This window comes from Trinickia symbiotica, assembly GCF_002934455.1.
Lineage (GTDB): Bacteria > Pseudomonadota > Gammaproteobacteria > Burkholderiales > Burkholderiaceae > Trinickia > Trinickia symbiotica.
On sequence record NZ_PTIR01000020.1, the window covers coordinates 108,523 to 129,459 of the forward strand.

At 63.0% G+C, this 20,937-nt stretch carries 22 protein-coding genes; 12 read left to right on the plus strand and 10 right to left on the minus strand.

Translation table 11 applies throughout. The features are described 5' to 3' along the window. The first annotated feature begins 34 nt into the window (after positions 1-34). Positions 35-886, plus strand: coding sequence for a carbohydrate ABC transporter permease (locus B0G57_RS24385; protein WP_018440642.1), 852 nt, complete (start codon positions 35-37; stop codon positions 884-886). Positions 887-953: 67 nt separating this feature from the next. Here B0G57_RS24385 and B0G57_RS24390 read toward each other — a convergent pair whose 3' ends face one another. The 4 genes from B0G57_RS24390 to B0G57_RS24405 all read right to left on the minus strand — a co-directional run bounded on the left by B0G57_RS24390 (position 954) and on the right by B0G57_RS24405 (position 4,871). After that, positions 954-2,876: a putative bifunctional diguanylate cyclase/phosphodiesterase gene (locus B0G57_RS24390; RefSeq protein WP_018440641.1), complete on the minus strand. Its 1,923-nt coding sequence runs from the start codon at positions 2,874-2,876 to the stop codon at positions 954-956. Beyond that, the gene (locus tag B0G57_RS24395; protein ID WP_018440640.1) at positions 2,873-3,394 is read right to left on the minus strand and encodes a YfiR family protein; all 522 of its coding nucleotides are present in this window, start codon (positions 3,392-3,394) and stop codon (positions 2,873-2,875) included. The genes B0G57_RS24390 and B0G57_RS24395 overlap by 4 nt, the downstream gene beginning before the upstream one ends. A 335-nt stretch (positions 3,395-3,729) precedes the next feature. Then, positions 3,730-4,650, minus strand: coding sequence for a dTDP-4-dehydrorhamnose reductase family protein (locus B0G57_RS24400; RefSeq protein ID WP_018440639.1), 921 nt, complete (start codon positions 4,648-4,650; stop codon positions 3,730-3,732). Beyond that, complete coding sequence (locus B0G57_RS24405) at positions 4,650-4,871, minus strand: heavy-metal-associated domain-containing protein (RefSeq protein WP_018440638.1); 222 nt, start codon at positions 4,869-4,871, stop codon at positions 4,650-4,652. Before B0G57_RS24405 ends, B0G57_RS24400 begins: the two co-directional genes overlap by 1 nt. Before the next feature lie 170 nt (positions 4,872-5,041). Here B0G57_RS24405 and cueR point away from each other — a divergent pair, with 170 nt between their 5' ends. The 3 genes from cueR (at position 5,042) to B0G57_RS24420 (ending at position 6,265) form a co-directional block, all read left to right on the plus strand. Further along, positions 5,042-5,482, plus strand: coding sequence for a Cu(I)-responsive transcriptional regulator (gene cueR / locus B0G57_RS24410; protein ID WP_018440637.1), 441 nt, complete (start codon positions 5,042-5,044; stop codon positions 5,480-5,482). Between the two features lie 180 nt (positions 5,483-5,662). Continuing rightward, positions 5,663-5,809 carry a DUF3563 family protein gene (locus B0G57_RS24415; RefSeq protein ID WP_018440636.1) on the plus strand — a complete coding sequence of 49 codons (147 nt, stop codon included), beginning with the start codon at positions 5,663-5,665 and terminating at the stop codon, positions 5,807-5,809. 114 nt (positions 5,810-5,923) lie between these two features. Further along, positions 5,924-6,265 (plus strand): hypothetical protein, encoded by a 342-nt coding sequence (locus B0G57_RS24420; RefSeq protein ID WP_018440635.1) that lies wholly within the window; start codon positions 5,924-5,926, stop codon positions 6,263-6,265. A 65-nt stretch (positions 6,266-6,330) separates the two neighbouring features. Here B0G57_RS24420 and B0G57_RS24425 read toward each other — a convergent pair whose 3' ends face one another. Next, positions 6,331-7,176: a 23S rRNA (adenine(2030)-N(6))-methyltransferase RlmJ gene (locus tag B0G57_RS24425; protein ID WP_018440634.1), complete on the minus strand. Its 846-nt coding sequence runs from the start codon at positions 7,174-7,176 to the stop codon at positions 6,331-6,333. Between the two features lie 412 nt (positions 7,177-7,588). Here B0G57_RS24425 and B0G57_RS24430 point away from each other — a divergent pair, with 412 nt between their 5' ends. Both B0G57_RS24430 and B0G57_RS24435 read left to right on the plus strand, forming a co-directional pair. Next, a complete protein-coding gene (locus tag B0G57_RS24430) occupies positions 7,589-8,386 on the plus strand; it encodes a 3-hydroxybutyrate dehydrogenase (RefSeq protein WP_018440633.1) in 798 nt (265 codons plus the stop codon). A 12-nt stretch (positions 8,387-8,398) separates the two neighbouring features. Further along, complete coding sequence (locus tag B0G57_RS24435) at positions 8,399-9,649, plus strand: DUF3734 domain-containing protein (RefSeq protein WP_020566175.1); 1,251 nt, start codon at positions 8,399-8,401, stop codon at positions 9,647-9,649. Between the two features lie 145 nt (positions 9,650-9,794). Here the strand turns inward: B0G57_RS24435 and B0G57_RS24440 are convergent, their stop codons facing one another. Further along, the gene (locus B0G57_RS24440) at positions 9,795-10,994 is read right to left on the minus strand and encodes an amino acid aminotransferase (protein WP_018440631.1); all 1,200 of its coding nucleotides are present in this window, start codon (positions 10,992-10,994) and stop codon (positions 9,795-9,797) included. A 274-nt stretch (positions 10,995-11,268) separates the two neighbouring features. Between B0G57_RS24440 and uvrB the strand changes: the two genes are divergently transcribed. The 5 genes from uvrB to B0G57_RS24465 all read left to right on the plus strand — a co-directional run bounded on the left by uvrB (position 11,269) and on the right by B0G57_RS24465 (position 16,808). After that, positions 11,269-13,359 (plus strand): excinuclease ABC subunit UvrB, encoded by a 2,091-nt coding sequence (gene uvrB / locus B0G57_RS24445; protein WP_020566174.1) that lies wholly within the window; start codon positions 11,269-11,271, stop codon positions 13,357-13,359. A gap of 198 nt (positions 13,360-13,557) precedes the next feature. Beyond that, a complete protein-coding gene (locus tag B0G57_RS24450; RefSeq protein WP_018440629.1) occupies positions 13,558-14,106 on the plus strand; it encodes an iron transporter in 549 nt (182 codons plus the stop codon). A gap of 50 nt (positions 14,107-14,156) precedes the next feature. Next, positions 14,157-14,504, plus strand: coding sequence for a cupredoxin domain-containing protein (locus B0G57_RS24455; RefSeq protein ID WP_018440628.1), 348 nt, complete (start codon positions 14,157-14,159; stop codon positions 14,502-14,504). A 52-nt stretch (positions 14,505-14,556) separates the two neighbouring features. Further along, a complete protein-coding gene (locus B0G57_RS24460) occupies positions 14,557-15,399 on the plus strand; it encodes an FTR1 family iron permease (protein WP_018440627.1) in 843 nt (280 codons plus the stop codon). After that, entirely contained in the window at positions 15,396-16,808 is a 1,413-nt protein-coding gene (locus B0G57_RS24465; protein WP_018440626.1) for a 4Fe-4S binding protein, read from the plus strand. Before B0G57_RS24460 ends, B0G57_RS24465 begins: the two co-directional genes overlap by 4 nt. A gap of 292 nt (positions 16,809-17,100) precedes the next feature. Here B0G57_RS24465 and hemP read toward each other — a convergent pair whose 3' ends face one another. The 4 genes from hemP to B0G57_RS24485 all read right to left on the minus strand — a co-directional run bounded on the left by hemP (position 17,101) and on the right by B0G57_RS24485 (position 19,672). Further along, the gene (hemP, locus tag B0G57_RS24470) at positions 17,101-17,379 is read right to left on the minus strand and encodes a hemin uptake protein HemP (RefSeq protein ID WP_020566173.1); all 279 of its coding nucleotides are present in this window, start codon (positions 17,377-17,379) and stop codon (positions 17,101-17,103) included. 144 nt (positions 17,380-17,523) lie between these two features. Beyond that, positions 17,524-18,009: an SRPBCC family protein gene (locus tag B0G57_RS24475; RefSeq protein WP_018440624.1), complete on the minus strand. Its 486-nt coding sequence runs from the start codon at positions 18,007-18,009 to the stop codon at positions 17,524-17,526. Between the two features lie 171 nt (positions 18,010-18,180). Further along, positions 18,181-18,603, minus strand: coding sequence for an OsmC family protein (locus B0G57_RS24480; RefSeq protein WP_026229660.1), 423 nt, complete (start codon positions 18,601-18,603; stop codon positions 18,181-18,183). 196 nt (positions 18,604-18,799) lie between these two features. Continuing rightward, on the minus strand, positions 18,800-19,672 hold the full coding sequence (locus B0G57_RS24485; RefSeq protein ID WP_018440622.1) for a pirin family protein: 873 nt from the start codon (positions 19,670-19,672) through the stop codon (positions 18,800-18,802). A 194-nt stretch (positions 19,673-19,866) separates the two neighbouring features. Here B0G57_RS24485 and B0G57_RS24490 point away from each other — a divergent pair, with 194 nt between their 5' ends. Beyond that, entirely contained in the window at positions 19,867-20,850 is a 984-nt protein-coding gene (locus tag B0G57_RS24490) for a LysR family transcriptional regulator (RefSeq protein ID WP_018440621.1), read from the plus strand. Positions 20,851-20,937: the final 87 nt, after the last annotated feature.

The window sequence follows — 20,937 nt, forward strand, 5'->3', positions numbered from 1 at the left end:
GTCGTAAGAACCGCCGCAACAAGTAGGAGCATTCATGTATCCGCTGCCCATCGACAAGTGGCGCCCGGTATCGCGCCGGTTCTATAAGTTTTCTTTGCCCGTCGCGCTCGGCATCTGGCTGCTGCCGATGATCGCCGTGCTCGTTACGTCGATTCGATCGACAGAGGAACTGACCGAGGGCAATTACTGGGGATGGCCAAAGCACTTCGCGCTCTTGGCGAACTATCGCGAAGCGCTGACGGCTTCGCCGATGCTCCACTATTTCTGGAACAGTGTATTGATCACCGTGCCATCCGTCATCGGGGCAATTGCGCTTGCCGCCATGGCCGGCTTCGCGCTCGCGACTTATAAGTTTCGCGGCAACGCGCTCTTGTTTGGAATCTTCGTCGCAGGCAACTTCGTACCGGTGCAGGTGCTCATGATTCCGGTGCGTCAGCTCACGCTCGGCCTCGGGCTCTACAACACCGTGGAGGCACTGATTCTGTTTCATATCGCGTTTCAGACTGGGTTTTGCACGCTGTTTCTACGCAACTTCATCAAGCAATTGCCGTTCGAGCTCGTCGAGGCCGCGCGGATCGAAGGCGCCGGCGAATGGACGGTCTTTTTCAGGATCGTATTGCCGCTCGTGAGGCCCGCGCTCGCGGCGCTCGGCATCCTCGTGTTCACGTTCGTCTGGAACGACTATTTTTGGGCGTTGTGCCTGACGCAGGGCGACGATGCCGCGCCGATCACGGTCGGCGTTGCCGCGTTGAGAGGGCAATGGACGACCGCGTGGAATCTCGTATCCGCGGGATCGCTACTCGCCGCGCTGCCGTCAGTCGCGATGTTCTTCGCCATGCAAAAGCACTTCATCGCGGGGCTGACGTTCGGCGCGACGAAGGGTTAGGCGGGAAGCGTCGATGCGCCGCTGAATGCTGGAGCGCCCGGCACCGAGCGCTAAGTGCTAGCTCAAGTCATTGCTCGACGATGTCGAAGGAGGTCCGCGCGTTGCGCTCGACAAGGGGCTCCTTGCAAACGAGGTCCGCGAACTGCTCGAACGGCATGGGCCGCCCGGTCAGGAAGCCCTGCACGACGTCGCAGCCCGCCTCGATGAGCCATTCGAGCTGCTCGGGCATCTCAACACCCTCGGCGACGACCGCGATGTCAAAGCTATGCGCCATCGAGATGATCGCCGTGGCGATCGGCTGCCCCGAATCGGGCAGCGTGCGAACGAACCGACGGTCGATTTTTAAACTGTTGACCGGGAACGACTGCAGATAGGAAAGCGAGGAGTAGCCGGTTCCAAAATCGTCCAAGGCAAGGCGTACGCCTGCCGCTCGCAGTCGACGCATGGCTTCGACGCCCGCCTCGATATTGGCCATGAGCTGACTCTCGGTCAGCTCGATCTCAAGCAAGCCGGCGGCCAGGCCGCTTTGCTCGAGCACGTTCCTTACGTCGTCGGTGAACCGCGGGTGCCGCAACTGATGCGCGGACACATTGACGGCGACGGGAATCGAGGCTGACGAATGCGCATTCCAGCGAGCCGCATCCTGGCATGCTCGCCGCAGCACCCATTGTCCGAGTGTGACGATGAGGCCGCTGTCCTCTGCGATCGGAATGAAATCGACAGGCGATATCGGGCCGTCGGTCGGATGGACCCAGCGAAGCAGCGCCTCGGCGCCGACGAGCGTTCCTCCCCGGCAGTCGAACTGCGGCTGATACGCGAGCTCGAACGCATTCGTCTCGATCGCTTTGCGCAACTCCATTTCGAGCCGCACACGTTTGCGCGTCTCGACTGTCATAGCGGGGTGAAATTCGACCGCGGAGTTTTTCCCTTTGCTCTTGGCCGCATGCAAGGCGATGTCGGCACTGCTGACGAGCGAGGCCACGTCCGAAGCGTCGTCGGGAAACACGCTCATGCCCACGCTCGCCGTTGCGGCGACGCTCGTGCGAGACAGCGCGAACGGACGCGCGAGCGCTTGAGCGATCCGCTCGGCCGTTGCATGCGCTTCAAGCTTGCTGGCGGCAATATCGACGACGACGGCAAATTCGTCGCCGCCTATCCGGCAGACGATGTCGGTCGCCCGGACGATGCGCCGCAGCGCCGCCGCGACGTGCTTGAGCAGTTCATCGCCGGCGCCATGCCCGAGCGTGTCGTTCACTGACTCGAAGTCGTCGAGATCGACGAGAACGAGCGCGATGCGCAGGGGGCCACCGATCGACCGGCGCAGCCGGCGATCGAGCTCTTCGTAAAACGCGCGCCGGTTCGGCAACCCGGTGAGCGGGTCGGTCGATGCCAGATATTCGAGTTCTTTCTCCGCGGCGGCGACGCGGGCGTCCAAGCGTGCGGTCAGTGCGAACGCGATCCAGATTGCGCCCAGCGATGCAGCCGCGAGGAAACCGGCGTAACGGATAAGCTGAACGAGCATCGCGTCGGTTCTCGCGACGAGGACGACGCTGCCGAGCCAAGTCCCCGCCTGGCTGATCGGCCGCGCAACGAATACGTCGCGCAGCGAAAGGCGGCTCGCCGCCGCGCTCGCGTTGGCGAGCGTCCCTTCCTCGAGTTCCCGTTCTTTCAGTCCCGGCTTCGCACAACTCGCGAACCGTCTTCCCGTGCTCGTATAGACGTCCGCGCTCTCGATGTAAGGCACTTTACAGAGCGTGCGCAAGATCTCGCTTGCGGTGTGCTCGTCGTCGAACATCATCGACGCCGAGACGTTGTCGGCCACCATTTCGGCTTGCATGTCGACGTCTTCCGTCAGCGTCGCGCGCAGCGTGATGGCTTGATAAGCCAGGAGCACGACGCTCGCGGCGACGAGCGCGATGCTCGCCGGCAGCAGCTTGATCCGCGGCAAAGGAAGCACCGCGCTCGGCGTGACCTCCGTCGTACGCTTCACGAGACTTTCCTGGCCAGTCGTAGCAGCTTCGAACTGAGGCGAAGGTGACGCCGCAATGCTTCACCATTGTCGATGTCGAACCGGAGTCGCCCGTCTTCGCGGAAGAGTCGAATCACATAGGGGCCTTCGGGGGCATCGGTTGTCCTAATGATCAGGAGAGGCTGGTCCCGCCCCGTTGCGGGGCTCTCCCGAAGCGCGAAGGTACCGTTTCCATCGACGACCAGCACATCGCATCCCACGATATCGTCGCTGCGACCGGCGACGTAGCGCAGATGACAAACGCGCATGGCGATGAAGCGCCCCTCGAGTTTCTCCAGCGCCGGGGCAACGTTGCTTTGCGGACGTACGCAAATCAGCAGGTGGCGTGCATTCGCGCGAGCGGGCGGCCAATCGGTAAAGGCGGCGAAGTCGGCAACGTACTCGGCCTCGATCGACGATAGGTCCGGCTCTGCGAGCGCGCGTTCCTGCGCGGCTATGGCAGCGAGCAGCAGCGCGAAGGTGACTAGTGTCCGTCTCATTCGAGTCTCGCCGCATCGAGCGTCGCCGCGAGCAAGGGGGAATCGACGGACCTCGACGAATCGGATGGGACGGTCTCACGGGCCTCTTCATCCGAAGCGACCGCAATCGGCGAGAAAACCGCTATCGAAAAACGTGCAGGCGGGGCCCGCCGGGTCGAGGGTTGTTCCGAGATCATGGAGCCAATTTGGAAAAGCCAGACTTGCGGCCCGGCATGGATCTGCTTTTCTTTATCGGCTGATTCGTCCGATTCTTGAGAATCGTTAGGAGGCGGGGCAAGCTCCGCCCCGGTACGGCCTTCGATTATTCCATTCTCTGAAAAGGGTTTTTTCGTCGCTCAGCGCTGATCGAGTGGAAACGCGTCGAGCACACTTCGCAGTGCCTCGTCGAACGGAGTGCGCCGACCGATCTCGAGCGCCTCGAGCCGGCTCGCGTCGAGCTGACAATCACGCGGCCTTGGCGTGGCTTCGGCGCTCGCCGGCTGCGGCTCTATGCGCGCCGCGATGCCGAGCGCACGCGCGATCCGCTTGGCGATTTCGAATTTGGTCATCGGTTCGGCCCCCGACCAATGCGCAATGCCGCAAATCGGCTCCCCGTGCTCATATCGCTCGAGCATTTGCCGGATGACGTACGCAACGTCGTCCGTGAACGTCGGGTAGCGCGTCGCCCAGTCATCCATCACGGCCGCCGGCGCGTCGGGGGCGGCCGATGCGACGAGTGCCGGCGCCAGGCTCGTCACGGCGGATTCCTGCCATTCGACGATGTGCCCGAACAGGAGCGGCAATCGCAGCACGCAGCCGAGGTCCGTCGCCTGCCGCAGCGCTCGCTCGCCATCGAGCTTGCTTCGGCCGTACGCATTGATGGGGCAGGGAGGGTCGTCCGTACGATAGGGCGGCTTCGTTCCGTCGAAGACGTAATCCGTGGAAAGGGACAAGACCCAGGCGCCGTGCCGTTTCGCGGCTGTGGCGATGGTCCGGACGGCCTCCACGTTCAACGCACGCGCGAGTTCCGGGTCGCGCTCGCAAACGTCGGGGCGCCGCTCGGCCGCTGCAATGACGATCGCATCGGGAGTGTGCTGCGCGACGAATGCCTCGATCGCGGCCGCCTCACGGATGTCGAGCGCCACGGTACGATGATCGGCGCGGCGGTGCGCCGTGCCGATCACCTTCCAGTCGGCACGCGTGCCCAATTCACGGACGACGGCTCGACCGACGAGGCCGGACGCGCCGATGACGGCAATGCGGACGAGCCGCTTCATCAAGCGCCGCCGGGCGCGCGGGGCGCCGCGCCCTTGACCGTGTAGCCGGCCTCGCCGATCGCGGCGCCGAGGCGGTCCGCGGCCTCTTTCGATTCGATGCGGACGAGCCCGTTTTCGAGCTCGATCTGCACGCGCGCGTTAGCGTCGAGCGCGCGCACGGCTTTGGTGACGGCCGCGACGCAGTGCTGGCAACTCATACCTTCGACTTGGAATTCGATCATTTGAGGTATCCCTTTCGAGTGAGCAGTTCTATCTAGCAAGTGGCGCGAAGGCCAGAGTCCGTCTTTCCGCGCATTGGCATCGACACCGGCCCCTACACCGACGGCTCGCATGGTATACCTTCCCATGGTAGGAAGGTCTACGATGTTTCGTGTTATTGGGAGCACTCGCGATGAACATTGGTGAAGCGGCCCGCGCGTCGGGCGTGACGGCGAAAATGATCCGCTATTACGAAAGCGTCGGCTTGCTTGCGCCGAAGGCACGCACGGAAGCAGGCTACCGCCTCTATGGTCCTACCGAAGTGCACACGCTGCGCTTCATTCGGCAGGCGCGCCGACTTGGCTTTCTCGTGGACGATATCCGCAAGCTGCTCGCGCTTTGGCAGGATCGCTCGCGCGCCAGTGCCGAAGTGAAAGCGATCGCCCTCGAGCACATCGCGGAATTGGAACTGCGCATCACCGAGCTCACGGAAATGCGCGACGTACTCGCGCAGCTTGCCAATCACTGCCACGGAGACGAGCGACCAGACTGTCCCATTCTCGACGAATTGTCGACGTCGCGTCTCGATCATGAAAGTCATCCTTCGCTTCCGCTGGCGAAGGTAGCGCGTTAAGTGCACATTCATGGTGCATTCATTGCGTTTTAGGCAACGCGGCGCACCATTCCGAATCGGAATGCTCAGTATTCGATCATTTCACTGGCAACTTTCCGGGGCGTGGTTATAATCGGGTTAACCCTCTAGGGAAAACCCTAGGCTGTGCCGCCAGGGCGATCCTGGCCTTCGGAGAACATCATGTTTGCCTACATCCTCGAAAAACTCAGCAACTGGTTTGAATCCGCCGAGCGTAGCCGCCGCGAAGAATACCTGGCGTCGTCGTCCGATGTCTTCGATCTCGAGCGTCGCCTCCGCGCGCTCGAGAGCAGCGGCTACACGCACTGAACGCCTCGTCGCTCGCGCCGCTGGGCGCAACTGTGTTACTGGCGTCAATGGCGCAGTCGCGCTAAGGTGAGCGCATTGCTCGCGTCGGCGGGCGTATCTCACGGATGGCAGTCCATGCGCTCGGTCTCCAGGCAACGCCAACTCGCATTCCTTCTTTCGTCGGTGTGGCTCCTCGCGGCCGCGCCGTCGCATCCCGCTTTCGCCGCATCCGACCGTCAGCCCCTCGTGCTCGACAGCAAAACGGGCATCCATGATGGGCAAAGCGGCATCGTCCTCCAGAACGCGCCGCTCGTCAGTGAACCGATGGTGCCCGCGCAGTCGCTGCCGGTAGCAACCGAACTCGCGCCGCAAGGGCAGCCTCCGATCGTCGTCTCTCCCTATATCGACGTGTCTCCGGATGCATCCGCGCCGCGAGGCCGGCACCGGATTCGGGCGGGCTCGGTGCCGACGCAATAGCAATCAACTACCCCGTTCTAAAGGGCGGCATTAATGCCGGGGTTTCCCGCACATACTGATGATGATCACGTCAAGCGGGACTCGATCTTGAATTCGGCTGCGTCGTCCTGCCCCAACACGCGGGCAAGATAGGGAAGCATCTCCTTCATCGTCGCGGCGAGCGTATAAGGCGGGTTCAGGATGAACATGCCGCTGCCGTAAAGGCCATAACCGTCCGACGGTGGGCGGCTGACCGTCAACGTCACGTGCAGCCAATCCGTGGCTGGCAGCCGCTTCAACTGATCGGGAAACCGCTCCGATTCGGCACGGACCACTTGCGGATACCAGATCGCATAGGTCCCTGTTGCGAAGCGCTTGAGGCTTTCCTCGATGCAGGTGAGCGTGCGCGCGTAGTCGCGCTTGTCTTCGTACGAGGGATCGACGAGCACCAGCGCCCGGCGCGGAGGCGGCGGCAACAAGGCCTTGATCCCGTCGAAACCGTCCCCCGCGTAAAGCATCGCTCGACGGCCGGTGTCGCGAAAGTTGTGGCGCAAGATATCGATTTCGGTCGAATGCAGCTCAAAGAGCCGCATTCGATCCTGCGTACGCAAAAGCCGCCAGGCCAGAAAGGGCGATCCGGGGTAAAAGCGCAATTGCCCGTCCGCGTTGAGCGCGCTCACTTGTTCGACATAGTCGGCGACGGACGCCGGCAGGTCCGCGCGCGCCCATAATCTTGCGATACCCGTTTCATACTCGGACGTTTTCGCGGCATAGCCCTCCGTCAGCGAATACACGCCCGCGCCCGCGTGCGTGTCGACATACCAGTACGGCTTGTCCTTCTGCCCGAGGTAGCGCAGAAGCTGCACGACGACCGCGTGCTTGAGGACATCGGCATGATTGCCGGCATGAAAGGCATGGCGGTAGCTGAGCATGGGGGAAAGCGGCGGTAAAGGTCAGCGCCTGGTGGTGTAGCGGTCAGGCGGGAGCGAGCCAGCGCGGCGACGGCGGGCCCGACGAGCCAGGCCTTCGCGCGTGGCCCCTGTCGGGCGCGCGTCATCGGGGCTGCTCGAATGGCGCGTATTGTACGCGAACGATCGCGAGTACCGCTTTGCTCGCCGGTTCGCGCGGTGCCGTGCGTGCTGGTCGTCTCGATAGCTCATCGATTGGATCTCCTGGAGAAACGGTGAGTTGCGGTACGGCTTCACGCCGCGCGGAAGGTCGTTCGTGCACAATAGCGAAGTCCGCCGCGGCGTGGGAGCATGCCGAACGACATATGCCGTTCGGCAACGTTGCCGCGTCTCGCACGCCGTGGTGTCATTGTGTCCACCTCGATGGAGATCCCAAATGTCCTCGTTGAATACCAGCTTGAACGGGAAGGCGGCGGTCGTGACCGGCGCGGCCAGCGGCATCGGCAAGGAAATTGCGTTGACGCTTGCCCGGCAGGGCGCCGCCGTGGCGATCGCGGACCTGAACCTCGCCGGCGCGCAGGCGGTCGCCGATGAAATCGTCAAGGCCGGCGGCAAGGCCATTGGCGTGGCGATGGACGTGACGAACGAAGAGGCCGTCACGACAGGCATCGATCAGGTCGCCGAGCAGTTCGGCTCGGTCGACATCCTCGTTTCGAACGCTGGCATCCAGATCGTCAATCCGATCGAAAACTACTCGTTCTCCGATTGGAAGAAGATGCAGGCCATCCACGTCGATGGCGCGTTTCTGACCACGAAGGCCGCGCTCAAGCACATGTATCGCGATAATCGCGGCGGCGTCGTCATCTATATGGGCTCGGTTCACTCGCACGAAGCCTCGCCGCTGAAATCGGCCTACGTCGCGGCGAAGCACGCGCTGCTGGGCCTCGCCCGGGTGCTGGCGAAGGAGGGCGCCGCCCACAACGTTCGCTCGCACGTGGTATGCCCTGGCTTCGTGCGCACACCGCTCGTCGACAAACAGATTCCCGAACAGGCCAAGGAACTGGGCATCAGCGAAGAAGAGGTCGTCAAGCGCGTCATGCTCGGCCAGACGGTAGACGGTGTTTTCACGACAGTCGAAGATGTCGCGCAGACGGTGCTGTTCCTTTCCACGTTCCCGAGCGCGGCACTGACGGGGCAGTCGTTCGTCGTCAGCCACGGCTGGTATATGCAATAAGGAGAGCCGGCGATGGCAGAGCGCAATGGGAGACCAATCGGCGCTGGAGCATCGTCGGCGCCCGAGGCCGCGCGTGCGCGGCCGGATAGCTGGGAGGCTGACGAGGCGGTTGGCCAACCCGCTATCGTTTTGCCGCCGTATGAAACGGTTGCACTGGTGCTGCAAGGCGGCGGCGCGCTCGGCGCCTATCAAGCCGGTGTCTACGAAGGGCTTCACGAGGCAGGCGTGTTGCCCAACTGGATCGCCGGCATTTCGATAGGGGCGCTCAATACGGCCATCATCGCGGGCAACGCGCCCGACGATCGAGTGGCGAAATTGCACGAGTTCTGGGAGACGATCTGTCAGCCCGCTTACGGTTTGCCGTTGCCGCCGGCTGTCGAGAACGCCTTCTTCGAATCCAACGAAACCGTGCGCACGGCATTCACGGCCATGCAGGCCGTGAGCGCCCTTCTCGACGGGCAGAAAGGCTTTTTCGTGCCGCGCGTGCCGCCGCCATTGCCGTTCTCGGTCACCACGCCCGATCGAGCGAGCTGGTACGACACCACGCCGTTGAAAGCGACGCTCGAACGCCTGTGCGACTTCGATCGAATCAATTCGGGCGAAATGCGCGTCTCGGTGGCGGCCGTCAACGTCGGCACCGGCAACTTTGCCTACTTCCACAATACGCACACGAAGCTTCGGCCCGAGCATTTCATCGCATCGGCTTCATTACCGCCGGGGTTCGCTGCTACGAACGTCGACGGTGAATACTATTGGGACGGCGGACTGATGTCGAACACGCCGCTTTGGGAAGTCGTCCAAACTACGCCGCGCCGCGATACGCTCGCGTTTCAGGTGGACCTTTGGAGCGCGCGCGGCCCTGTGCCGAACAACGTCACTGACGTACAGGGCCGAGTGAAGGACATTCAGTATTCGAGCCGCACGAGGCTCGTCACGGACATGCTCCAGCATTCGCAGCGCTTTCGCCATGTGTTGCGCGAATTGCTGACGCGCGTGGCGCCGGAACATCGCGACGATCCCTGGTGCAAGCTGGCCGACGAGCTGGCAACCTCGCGCCGCTACAACGTGTTTCAGCTCGTTTATCGCGACAAGGAATTCGAGGGCAATTACAAGGACTATCAGTTCGGGCTGTCCACGATGCATCTGCATTGGAAGAGCGGCCTGCAAGACATTCGCTTGAGCCTCGCTCAGCCTGGATGGCTGGAAATGCCTCAGAACGACGCCGGGTTCGTGACGCACGACATCCATCGGGATCTGCGCTGAGCAGTGCTCTCGGCGAAGTCGAGCGCGAGAAGGAGAACGCGAGAAGGAGAACGGCGCCGCGAGGGCGCCGTTCGTGCGTATGGCCAGCGTGTCGGCCGAGCCGGGCAGCGTTGCGGCCCGCGCCGCGCGGCGTGCCGCTCGCCCGTTATTTGATCACGTGCGCGATCGCGTTCGCGACGACGTCGATATTGCGCGTGTTGAGGGCGGCAACGCAGATGCGGCCCGTGCTGACCGCATAGATGCCGAACTCTTCGCGCAGACGATCCACCTGAGCGGCCGTCAATCCCGAGTACGAGAACATCCCGCGCTGCGCATTGACGAAGCCGAAGTCGCGGTCGACGCCTGCCGCTTTCAGGCGCTCGACGAGACCATTGCGCATCGCGCGAATGCGGTCGCGCATCTCCGCCAGCTCCTGTTCCCACGTTGCCCGCAAAGCCGGCGTGTTGAGGATGCTGGCGACAATCGAGGCGCCGTGCGTCGGCGGGTTCGAGTAGTTCGTGCGAATGACGCGCTTCAGTTGCGAGAGCACGCGCGCCGCTTCTTCCTTCGTATCGGTGATGATCGAAAGCGCGCCCACGCGCTCGCCGTAGAGCGAGAACGACTTCGAGAACGACGACGCCACGAACGTATTCACCTCCGCCGCGGCGAAAAGCCGTACCGCGAGCGCGTCAGCCTCGATGCTGTCGCCGAAGCCCTGGTACGCGATGTCGAGGAACGGCACGAGCCCGCGCGCCTTCACCACTTCGACGATCTGCTTCCATTGCGCCTCGCCGAGATCGACGCCGGTCGGGTTATGGCAGCACGCGTGCAGCACGACGACCGTCCCTGCGGGATAGCCGTTGAGGGCATCGAGCATCGCGGCGAAATTGACGCCATGCGTCGCGCCGTCGTAATAGGGGTACGAGACGACTTCGAAGCCCGCGCCTTCGAAGAGGGCGCGGTGATTTTCCCAGCTTGGGTCGCTGATGGCGACCTTCGCGGCCGGCTTCAGGCGTTTGAGGAAGTCGGCGCCGATCTTGAGCGCCCCCGTGCCACCGAGCGCCTCGGCCGTCACCACGCGTCCCTCCGCGATGAGCGGCGAAGACTGGCCGAGCAACAGCGTTTGCGCGGCGGTGTTGTAGGCCGCGATGCCTTCGATTGGCAGGTAGCCGCGCGGCTGCTCAGCCGCGACGCGAGCCTGTTCCGCCTCACGCACCGCGCGCAGCAACGGGATCTTGCCTCCCTCGTTGAAGTACACGCCGACGCCGAGATTGACTTTCGTCGGGCGCGAGTCGGCGTTGAATGCTTCGTTGAGGCCGAGGATCGGGTCGCGGGGCGCGAGTTCGACTGCGGAGAAAAGGGACATGATGTACGTTCGGCGTAGTAAGGAAAGAGAGCTGCTCTCGCATCGGGCCCGAAACCGGCGGCGGATGGCGTCCGTTCGGCAATGGGCGGCCGGCCCGCGGCGAAACGCTATGACAGAAACCGGGATTGTAGCGAATTTTGGCGTGAATCCGGGCCAGAAATCGCAATTGCCGCGGAAGCCGGAAGGTTGGGATCGTCGCGGCGGCGGGTCTGCTCGCGAAGGCGCAAACCGTTAAAATAGCGTTTTTCTTCGGCGAAGGATGCCCTTTTTCCTCATGTCCGAGCACACGTCCCACGCCGCCGATGACCTCGACGAATCGAAGTTCGTCGAATTCGACGGCTCCCCGTTCCACCTTTACCAGCCTTACCCGCCGGCCGGGGATCAGCCCGAGGCGATCAAGCTGATCGTCGAAGGCGTCGAAGACGGTCTCTCGTTCCAGACGCTGCTTGGCGTAACGGGCTCGGGCAAGACTTTCACGATGGCCAACGCGATCGCGCGCCTTGGGCGCCCGGCGATCGTGTTCGCACCGAACAAGACGCTCGCCGCGCAGCTCTACTCGGAATTCCGCGAGTTCTTCCCGCGCAACGCGGTGGAGTATTTCGTCTCCTACTACGACTACTACCAGCCCGAAGCTTACGTGCCGCAGCGGGACCTCTTCATCGAAAAGGATTCGTCGATCAACGAGCACATCGAACAGATGCGGCTTTCGGCGACGAAGAGCCTGATGGAGCGGCGCGACGTCGTCATCGTCGCGACGGTCTCGGCGATATACGGTATCGGCAACCCGAGCGAATATCACCAGATGATCCTCACGCTGCGCACGGGCGACAAGATCGGGCAGCGCGAGGTGATCGCGCGGCTGATCGCGATGCAGTACTCACGCAACGAGGCCGATTTCCAGCGCGGCGCATTCCGCGTGCGCGGCGACACGATCGACGTCTTCCCGGCCGAGCACGCCGAAATGGCGCTGCGCATCGAGCTTTTCGATGACGAGGTCGATTCGCTGCATCTGTTCGATCCGCTGACGGGCCGCGTGCGCCAGAAGATTCCGCGCTTCACCGTCTATCCCTCGTCGCACTACGTGACGCCGCGAGAGACGGTCATGCGCGCGGTCGAGACGATCAAGGCTGAACTGCGCGAGCGGCTCGAGTTCTTCCATCGCGAGGGCAGGCTCGTCGAGGCGCAACGCCTCGAGCAGCGTACCCGCTTCGACCTCGAGATGCTGCAGGAGCTCGGCTTTTGCAAGGGCATCGAGAACTACACGCGGCATTTCTCCGGTGCGGCGCCGGGTGAGCCGCCTCCGACGCTCGTCGATTACCTGCCGCCCGACGCGGTGATGTTCCTCGACGAGTCGCACGTGCTGATCGGCCAGCTCAACGGCATGTACAACGGCGACCGCGCACGCAAGCAAAATCTCGTCGACTACGGATTTCGGCTGCCGTCGGCGCTCGACAACCGGCCGCTCAAGTTCCACGAATTCGAGCGCAAGATGCGGCAGGGCATCTTCGTGACGGCGACGCCCGCCGATTACGAGCGCAGGACATCGGGTCAGGTCGTCGAGCAAGTCGTGCGGCCGACGGGGCTCGTCGACCCTGAAGTCGAGGTGCGTCCGGCGCGCACGCAAGTCGACGACGTTCTGTCGGAAATCAACGCGCGCGTCGCCGCGAACGAGCGCGTGCTCGTCACCGTGCTCACCAAGCGCATGGCCGAGCAGCTCACGGAGTTTCTTGCCGATCATGGCGTCAAAGTCCGCTATCTGCATAGCGACATCGACACCGTCGAGCGCGTCGAGATCATCCGCGATCTGCGGCTCGGCACGTTCGACGTGCTGGTCGGGATCAACCTGTTGCGCGAGGGGCTCGACATTCCGGAAGTTTCGCTCGTGGCCATTCTCGACGCGGACAAGGAAGGCTTCCTTCGGGCGGAACGGTCGCTGATCCAGACGATCGGCCGGGCCGCGCGCAACGTCAACGGCCGCGCGATTCTTTACGCCGACCAGATCACCGATTCGATGCGCCGCGCGATCGACGAAACCGAGCGGCGCCGGGCGAAGCAAATCGCTCACAACGAGCGGATGGGCATTACGCCGCGCGGCGTCGTGAAGCGGATCAAGGACATCATCGACGGTGTCTACAACGCCGACGATGCGCGCGCCGAGCTGAAGGAGATGCAGCAGCGGGCCAAATTCGAAGACATGTCGGAAAAGCAGCTCGCCAAGGAAATCAAGCGGCTCGAGAAGCAGATGATGGACTTTGCCAAGAATCTCGAATTCGAAAAGGCCGCTCAGGCGCGCGATCAGCTCGCCGCGTTGCGAGAACGCGCGTTCGGCGCGAACGTCGGCGATTCGATCGTCGGCAACGGCTGAGTACCGCCGATACAACGCCAATTCCCCGCTCCCCGCGTGTCTATTTGGTATGACGAGCAGTTCGGTGTTAGACTTCCACCCAATTGATAATCGTTCGCATTTGCGTTCGTGTTCGTGTTCCAGTGCGGCAACGATCGTCGAGAACGCGTTTCGCGGCGGAGCGGGTGCTCCGCCTTTGTCCCTTTCGTAGGAGTTTCGATGCAGCGTACTTCCTGGATTCGCGGCGGCCTCGTGGCGGCCGTCGCGATGGCCTCCGTGGCGGCGTCGGCCGCCGAATACCCGATCGGCAAGCAACAGATCGCGGGCGGCATGGAGATCGGTGCCGTCTATTTGCAGCCGATCACGATGGATCCCGAGGGCATGATGCGCAAGGCGTCCGATTCGGATATTCATCTCGAGGCCGATATCCATGCGGTGAAGGGCAATCCGACGGGCTTCGCGGAAGGCGACTGGATGCCGTACCTGCAAGTGACTTACGAATTGACGAAGCCGGGCTCGAACTATTCGGCGAAAGGCGATCTCATGCCGATGGTGGCGGACGACGGCCCCCACTATGGTGACAACGTCAAGCTCGCCGGGCCGGGCAAGTACCACCTCAAGGTCGTCGTGAACCCGCCGATGCAAACGGGCCATATGGCATTCGGTCGCCACGTCGACAAAGAAACCGGCGTGGGTCCGTGGTTCAAGCCGATCACGCTCGAATACGACTTTCCGTTCGCGGGCATCGGCAAGAAGGGCGGGTACTGAGCGATGCGGCCATTCTTCATGACCGTCGCGATCGCGGCCGGGAGGCATGCATGAGCGTATATCGCAAGATTGCAGGGTTCGCGTCGGCGGTGATCATTGCCATGGCGAGCGTCGGCACCGCGGCGCACGCCGACGATCTCCCGACGTTCAAGCTCGAAATGGCCGACGGCAAGCTGAATCCGGCGCGGATCGACGTGCCGGCCGGCAAACGCATCAAGATCGAGATTCGCAACACGGGCAAGGGCGCGGTGGAGTTCGAAAGCGTCGAGCTGCGCAAAGAGAAGGTGCTCGCGCCGGGCGCAGACTCGTTCGTCGTCATTGCGCCGCTCGATCCGGGGCAATACAAGTTCTTCGATGATTTTCATCAGACGGCGCAAGGCGTGATCGTCGCGAAGTAGCAGTTGCGCGCGGTCGCTCGTTCAGGGGACGGCCGCACGCGGGAGAGGATGGATGGGCCAGGTACTGTTCGTGGTATGGCGGGAAAGCGTCGAGGCGCTGCTCGTAGTCGGTATTCTCTATGCATGGTTGAGCCACGGCGACGATTCGGCGCGTCGCGGTCTGCCTTACTTGTGGGTCGGCGTGGGCGCGGGATTGCTCGCGGCCGTGGCTTTGGGCGCGGCGCTCGTCGGCTTCAGCGAGTTCCTGTCGGGCGATGCGGCCGATTATTTCCAGACGGGCATGGTCCTCATCGCGTGCGTGCTGATCGTCCAGATGGTGCTCTGGATGAAACGTCATGGGCGGACGCTCAAACGCGATATGGAGCGTTCGCTGCAAGCGCATACGCGCGACGGTAACGGCTGGGGCATCGCCGTTCTGGTGGCGCTCGCCATTGCGCGGGAAGGCAGCGAGACCGTCATCTTCCTCTACGGCCTCGGATTCGGGCAGTCAGGCGCTGTCAAAGGCACCGACGTCATTGCGATCGTGCTCGGCTTCGGGCTCGCGCTCTTTACTTTCTATCTGCTGCAGCTCGGCGGGCGCATCTTTTCGTGGCGCCAGTTTTTCCGCGTGACCGAGATCATGCTGTTGTTGCTGGCGGCCGGTTTGCTCCAGACCGGTGTCGATAAATTGATCGACAAGGAGATCCTGCCGCTCGGGATCACGCAAGTGTGGAACACTTCGGCGCTGCTCGACGACTCGAGCACGGTGGGCTCGCTCGTCGCCGCGCTGACAGGTTACCGAGCGCATCCGTCGCTGACGAACCTCGTCGCGTATTTGCTCTACTGGTTGTTCGTCGGCTGGCTCGTGCGCCGCGCGAGCCGTGTGCCGGCGGCCGCGGCGAGCCGAGCGGTATGAGCGCACGGATCGGCGTTTCGGCGAGCGCGGGGCGGCTCGCGCATGTCGGCGACTGGATGCAGCGCAACGCCGCGGCCATTCGCGCGGTGCAATGGCTGGTCGTCGCGGTCTACGCATTTTTGATCGTCGTCCCGGCCTGCCTGCCGCTGCCCGACGACACGGCGCACCTGTGGAGCAATCTCACGCTCGCTGCCCAGTTCGTGTTCTGGGGCATCTGGTGGCCGTTCGTCCTGCTTTCGATGGTTCTGCTCGGCCGTGTCTGGTGCGGCGTGCTGTGTCCCGAGGGTGCGCTTGCCGAGTTTGCGAGCCGGCACGGCCGGGGACGGGCCATCCCGCGCTGGATGCGTTGGGGCGGTTGGCCGTTCGTGGCCTTCGGATTGACGACCATCTACGGCCAGATGGTCAGCGTCTACCAATATCCGCTCGCGGTTTTGTTGGTGTTGGGTGGCTCGACGTTTGCCGCGATCGTCATCGGTTTGCTCTATGGGCGCGAAAAGCGTGTCTGGTGCCGCTATCTATGCCCGGTCAATGGCGTCTTTTCGTTGCTCGCGCGGCTTGCGCCTTTCCACTACAAGGTTGACGAGGACGCATGGCGGCGCTCGTACAAGCAAGGCGAGCAAGGTCACCGCGTGATCCCGATCAACTGCGCGCCGCTGGTTCCGCTGCGCAATATGAAGGGCGCCGCGTCGTGCCACATGTGCGGCCGCTGCAGCGGACACCGTGAGGCCATCGCGCTCAGTTGGCGTTCGCCTTCGCATGAAGTCGTCGAACTCGGCAGGCAGGCAGGCAACGCGTGGGATACCGCATTGGTGCTCTATGGGTTGCTCGGCGTCGCGATTGGCGCGTTTCATTGGACGGTGAGCCCCTGGTTCGTGCAGTTGAAGCAATTTCTTGCCATGTGGCTGATCGATCACGATGTGACGTGGCCGCTTGCGACGAACGCGCCGTGGTTCGTCCTGACGCACTATCCCGACCGGAACGATGTTTTCTCATGGCTCGATGGGACACTCGTCGTTGGCTATATTCTCGCAACGGCCGTCGTCTACGGCACGGCGCTGCTCGCGTTGATCGCGCTGGCGGCGCGCGCGCTGGGGTCTTGGGATCGCCAGCGCCTCCATCATTTGACGCAGGCGCTCATTCCGGTTGCGGGAGCCGGTGTCTTTCTCGGTTTGTCCGCGACAACGGTTTCGCTTTTGCGCGCCGAGCATCTCGCGCTCGACTGGGTGCCCGTCGTCCGGATTGCCGTGCTGGCCGTCGCCAATTCATGGAGTGCGTGGCTCGGCTGGCGAATTGCATGCAGCTATCGACCACGCTGGCTAGCTCTCTTTGGTGCGATGGTGCCTTTCGTTGCGGCGCTTGCCGTTGCCGACAGTGCGTGGTGGCTGATGTTCTGGGGCTTCTCGCACTGAGGCTCGTATGAGCGGATGACTGCGAGCGGGAGGGGAGCGCCTGCGATTGGCCGGCAAGCCTGCCATTAAGGGTCCTGCCGAACGCTAGCCGACCGTCTGACGGCATCAAAGGCTGCACGGCGCGGATGTTCGCTGTGAAGCAGGAAGTGACATCAAAAAAGCGGCATGGCTGGCTTCGACGGTTGCTGAAAGGCTTGCACGAAGGGGTCTAGACTCGCGTGCTACGTCGTCTCTGCTGGCTACTGCCCAACACCTCTCACGGAGGTGGTCCCCACAATAACTCGATAGAGCGCTACTTCGTCAGGATGAGCTTGCCCAGGCGCGTTGCTCGCAGCTGATAAGTCTCGCCGTTGTGCGTGATCAGCACATGCGTGCGTCCCTGTAACAGCGAGTCACTACGCAAGACGCGCTGTTCGCTCGGGCCCGCGCTCGTGCTTGTGCTGGCGCTATGAGGCGATTGCTGCGTGCGCATCTCGCGCGCGGAACCGCGGGCGTCCAGGCTGCGATGACGCGGCGTGCCGTGAGTGGAGGCTCGCAGCGTCAAAGTGGAAGGGCGGGCGAACTCGGTCATACCGTGCGTTCTCTCAGTCGCGCATCGCGCGGTTGCATTCGATGGACGAATTATAAATGAGAATCATTATCGATTGAAAGAAGATTTTCATCGACACGCGCCCGCTGATAGGGAATAACGGTGCATCGAGGGCCGGCGGAGCCCTCAATGTAGCGCCCCAGGCTCCTTTGGGTTCTGCACGGCGTATTGGCGTATCAGGCGCACCGTATCGATGTCGGACTCGCGATAGGCCGACTTCACGATCTCGCTCGTTTGTCTCGCATCTTCCGTATCGGGAGTGGGAAGCGTCGTCTCGTACTGGAAGCGAAGGAAGAGCTGCACTTCGTCGGGCTGCTCGATCGTCATCGTGAGCGAGCCGCCGACGTGCGCCTCCGTCGCGCGGATGACATAGCGCACGCTTTCGTTCGGCGTCAGGGTGACGTGGTCGCGCACGGTGGCATGGCCATAATGCAGTTCGCGCTCGAGTGTGTGATCCGTTCGCGAAAGAATCGTGCAGCTGTCGAGCCCGAGCACGAACAGTTGCGGTTGTTCGGCGCGGAGCACCAGCCCTTCCCAAAGCTGTTCGCGCGTCAGTGTCTCGACGAGCGGGTTGAGCGGATCGTTGATCTGAATCAGGTGTTCGAAATTCAATGGAAGACCCTTCCTCTCAAGAAAGTGTCCCTACGGGGATTTCCCCCAAGGGGACTATCCCCAACGGGACTATCCCCAACGGGACTACCTTCGGGGCGCCTTCGGGGCGCCTTCGGGCGCCAACTCCGCGCCAACTTTTCTGGTCTGGAGGCGCTTCAGCGCATGCTGCGTTCAGGCTGCGTTCGTCGCCGCCGGCGGCACGGCCGCGAGTCCCGTCTCGATATTGATCGGGCCCGTCAGAATCTTGTGAACGGGACATGCGTTGGCGATTTGCAAGAGACGCTCCCGTTGCTCGTCGGACAATGCGCCGTGCAGGACGATCGTCCGGCTGATCTTCGTGCCGTCGTTGCCCGATTCCAGCGACAGCGTGACGTGAACGTCCTCGAGCGGCCAGCCTTTTCGCTGCGCGTACATTTTCAACGTGATCGAAGTACATGCGCCGAGACCGGACAATAACAACGACACGGGCGTCGGCCCGAGATCGCCGCCCCCGAGCGAGGCTGGCTCATCGGCATGCCAGAGATGCGTGCCGTCGTTGAAGTCGACTCGATAGTTCGTTGTACCAATCGTTGCGTTGACGATGCGTTCGCTCATGTGCATGGGCTCCAGTCCGAGTGCGCCTCGATGGCGCGATGCCGGCCGGCCGCGCCAAAATTCGAGCGTAGGCGGGCCGGTCGGCATGAGCGATTATTTTGACGCAATTCCGTCGCGTTCGCGCGTCATTGCGACGAGCCTGGCGCCCGCGGACGCGAGCGCGGGGTTCGAAGAACGAGCCCGGAGCCGCGCAGTCTCAATGCGCGATGACGCCCATCCGCCCGGATTGATAATCGACAATGGCCTGACGGATCTCGTCTTCGCTATTCATGACGAAAGGCCCGTGTCTGACGACCGGTTCGTTGAGCGGTACACCGCCGATGAGCAGCGCATCGAGCGGCTCGTCGCCGGCCGCCAGCCGGATTGCGTCGCCGTCATCGTCGAATGCGATCATGTGCTGCGGCTGCACGGCTTGCTCGCGCTCGCCATAAAGACCGGCGCCGGCGAGCGGATAGGCGAACACCCGAAACTCGCGCGGCACGGGATGGACGATCGCCGCGCCCGGTTCGAGCGTGAAGTGCTGATAGAGAATCGGGGTGCGCGTCTCGATCCGGGCTTTCACGCCGAGCGCTTCTCCGGCGATGACCTTCACGCGCACTTTTCCATCACTTGCCGACGCCGTGGGGATCTGTGCCGAGCCGATCTCCTGGTAGCGCGGGGAGATCATTTTGTCGCGACGCGGCAAGTTGACCCAGAGCTGGAGGCCGTGAACAGGCCCTCCCTCGCGGGCGAACACGGGATCGGGCATCTCGCTATGGACGACGCCGGCACCGGCCGTCATCCATTGCACGTCGCCTGCGCGCAGCACGCCCGAGTGGCCGGCCGAATCCTTGTGCGCGAAGCTGCCCTCGAGCATGTAGGTGACGGTTTCGAAGCCGCGATGCGGGTGATCCGGGGCGCCTTTGGCCTCGCCCGGCGCATAGTCCACCGGTCCCATTTCGTCGAGCAGCAGAAAGGGATCGAAGTCCATTAACATGCGGGTGGGGAACGGCCGATGGACGATAAAGCCGCCGCCCTCGGTCGTACGAACGGCGGGGAGCGAAAATTTAATGCTGCGGATGCTCGTCATGGCGGAAGTTCCTTGGGCGGTGCGATGATGCTTGAATCGATACGCGGGTGGCCCCAAGGCGAACTTCGCCGCCCCTTTCGGACAGCGAGCGCAGCGGCGTGGGGCCGTTCAATGTGAAACCTATTATATGGACAGGCTCTCCCGCTTCCAGCCATGCCTGGAGCAATGGTTTGTCTCACGGATGGAACGATGACATGCAGTTCGATTCGCACAATCTGAACGACCTGATGTATTTCGCGCAGGTCGTCGAACACGGCGGGTTTTCCGCGGCCGAGCGCATGCTCGGCATCTCTAAGTCGCGGCTGTCGCGGCGTGTGGCCGAGCTCGAAGCGTCCGTCGGCGTGCGCTTGCTGCAGCGTTCGACGAGAAAACTCGCACTCACCGAGGCAGGGCAGTTGTTTTACCGGCATTGTCAGGCAATGCTCTCCGAAGCGCAGGCGGCGATGAATGCCGTGCAAGAGCTGCGCTCGTCGCCGCGCGGCACGGTCCGCGTGAGCGTGCCGGTCACGCTTTCGCAGATACTGCTGTCCGAGACGCTGCCGGAGTTCCTGCTTCGTTATCCCGAAATCCGCGTGACGATCCGTGTGACGAATCGCGTCGTCGATCTTTATGAGGATCCGGTCGATGTCGCACTGCGAGTACGCTCCGATCCGCCGGACAGCGCGAATATCGTCGCCAGGCCGCTTTGGCATACGAATCAGATGCTCGTGGCTTCGCCCACCTTGCTGAGTCAGAACGCGCCGCCGCTCGTGCCCGGCGATCTTGCCAAGTTCGAGACGCTCGATACGCCGAGCGCCGACGGCCGCCATGTTTTCAATCTGATCGGTCCGGACGGCAAACGTTACGTCCACGAGCATGAGCCGCGTGTCATCACCGACGACCTCGCGACGATTCGCGAGGCCGTGCTCGCAGGTGTCGGCATAGCGGCGCTGCCCGAGATGATGTACGGGGCGGCGATGCGCGCGGGGCGGATGTCGCCTGTCATGCCGGGCTGGACGCTGCCATCGCCGAAGCTCTATGCGGCCTTCATCTCGCGCCAGGGGATGGTGCCGGCCGTGCGGGCATTCGTCGATTTTCTCGTCGAAGTGCTCGATCGAGGCGAGCAGAGTGCGCTGTCGCGCGAGTGTCCGACGCTCGATCAAATTCGAGCGATTCAGGCCTCCACCGCGGCAACGTGATATCGGTGGAGGCGGGCGCGTTCTCGTTGGCGCGAGATCGCTGCTGTCATTTAAGTGCGGCCGGCAATCGATAGTTTCTATGGGCCT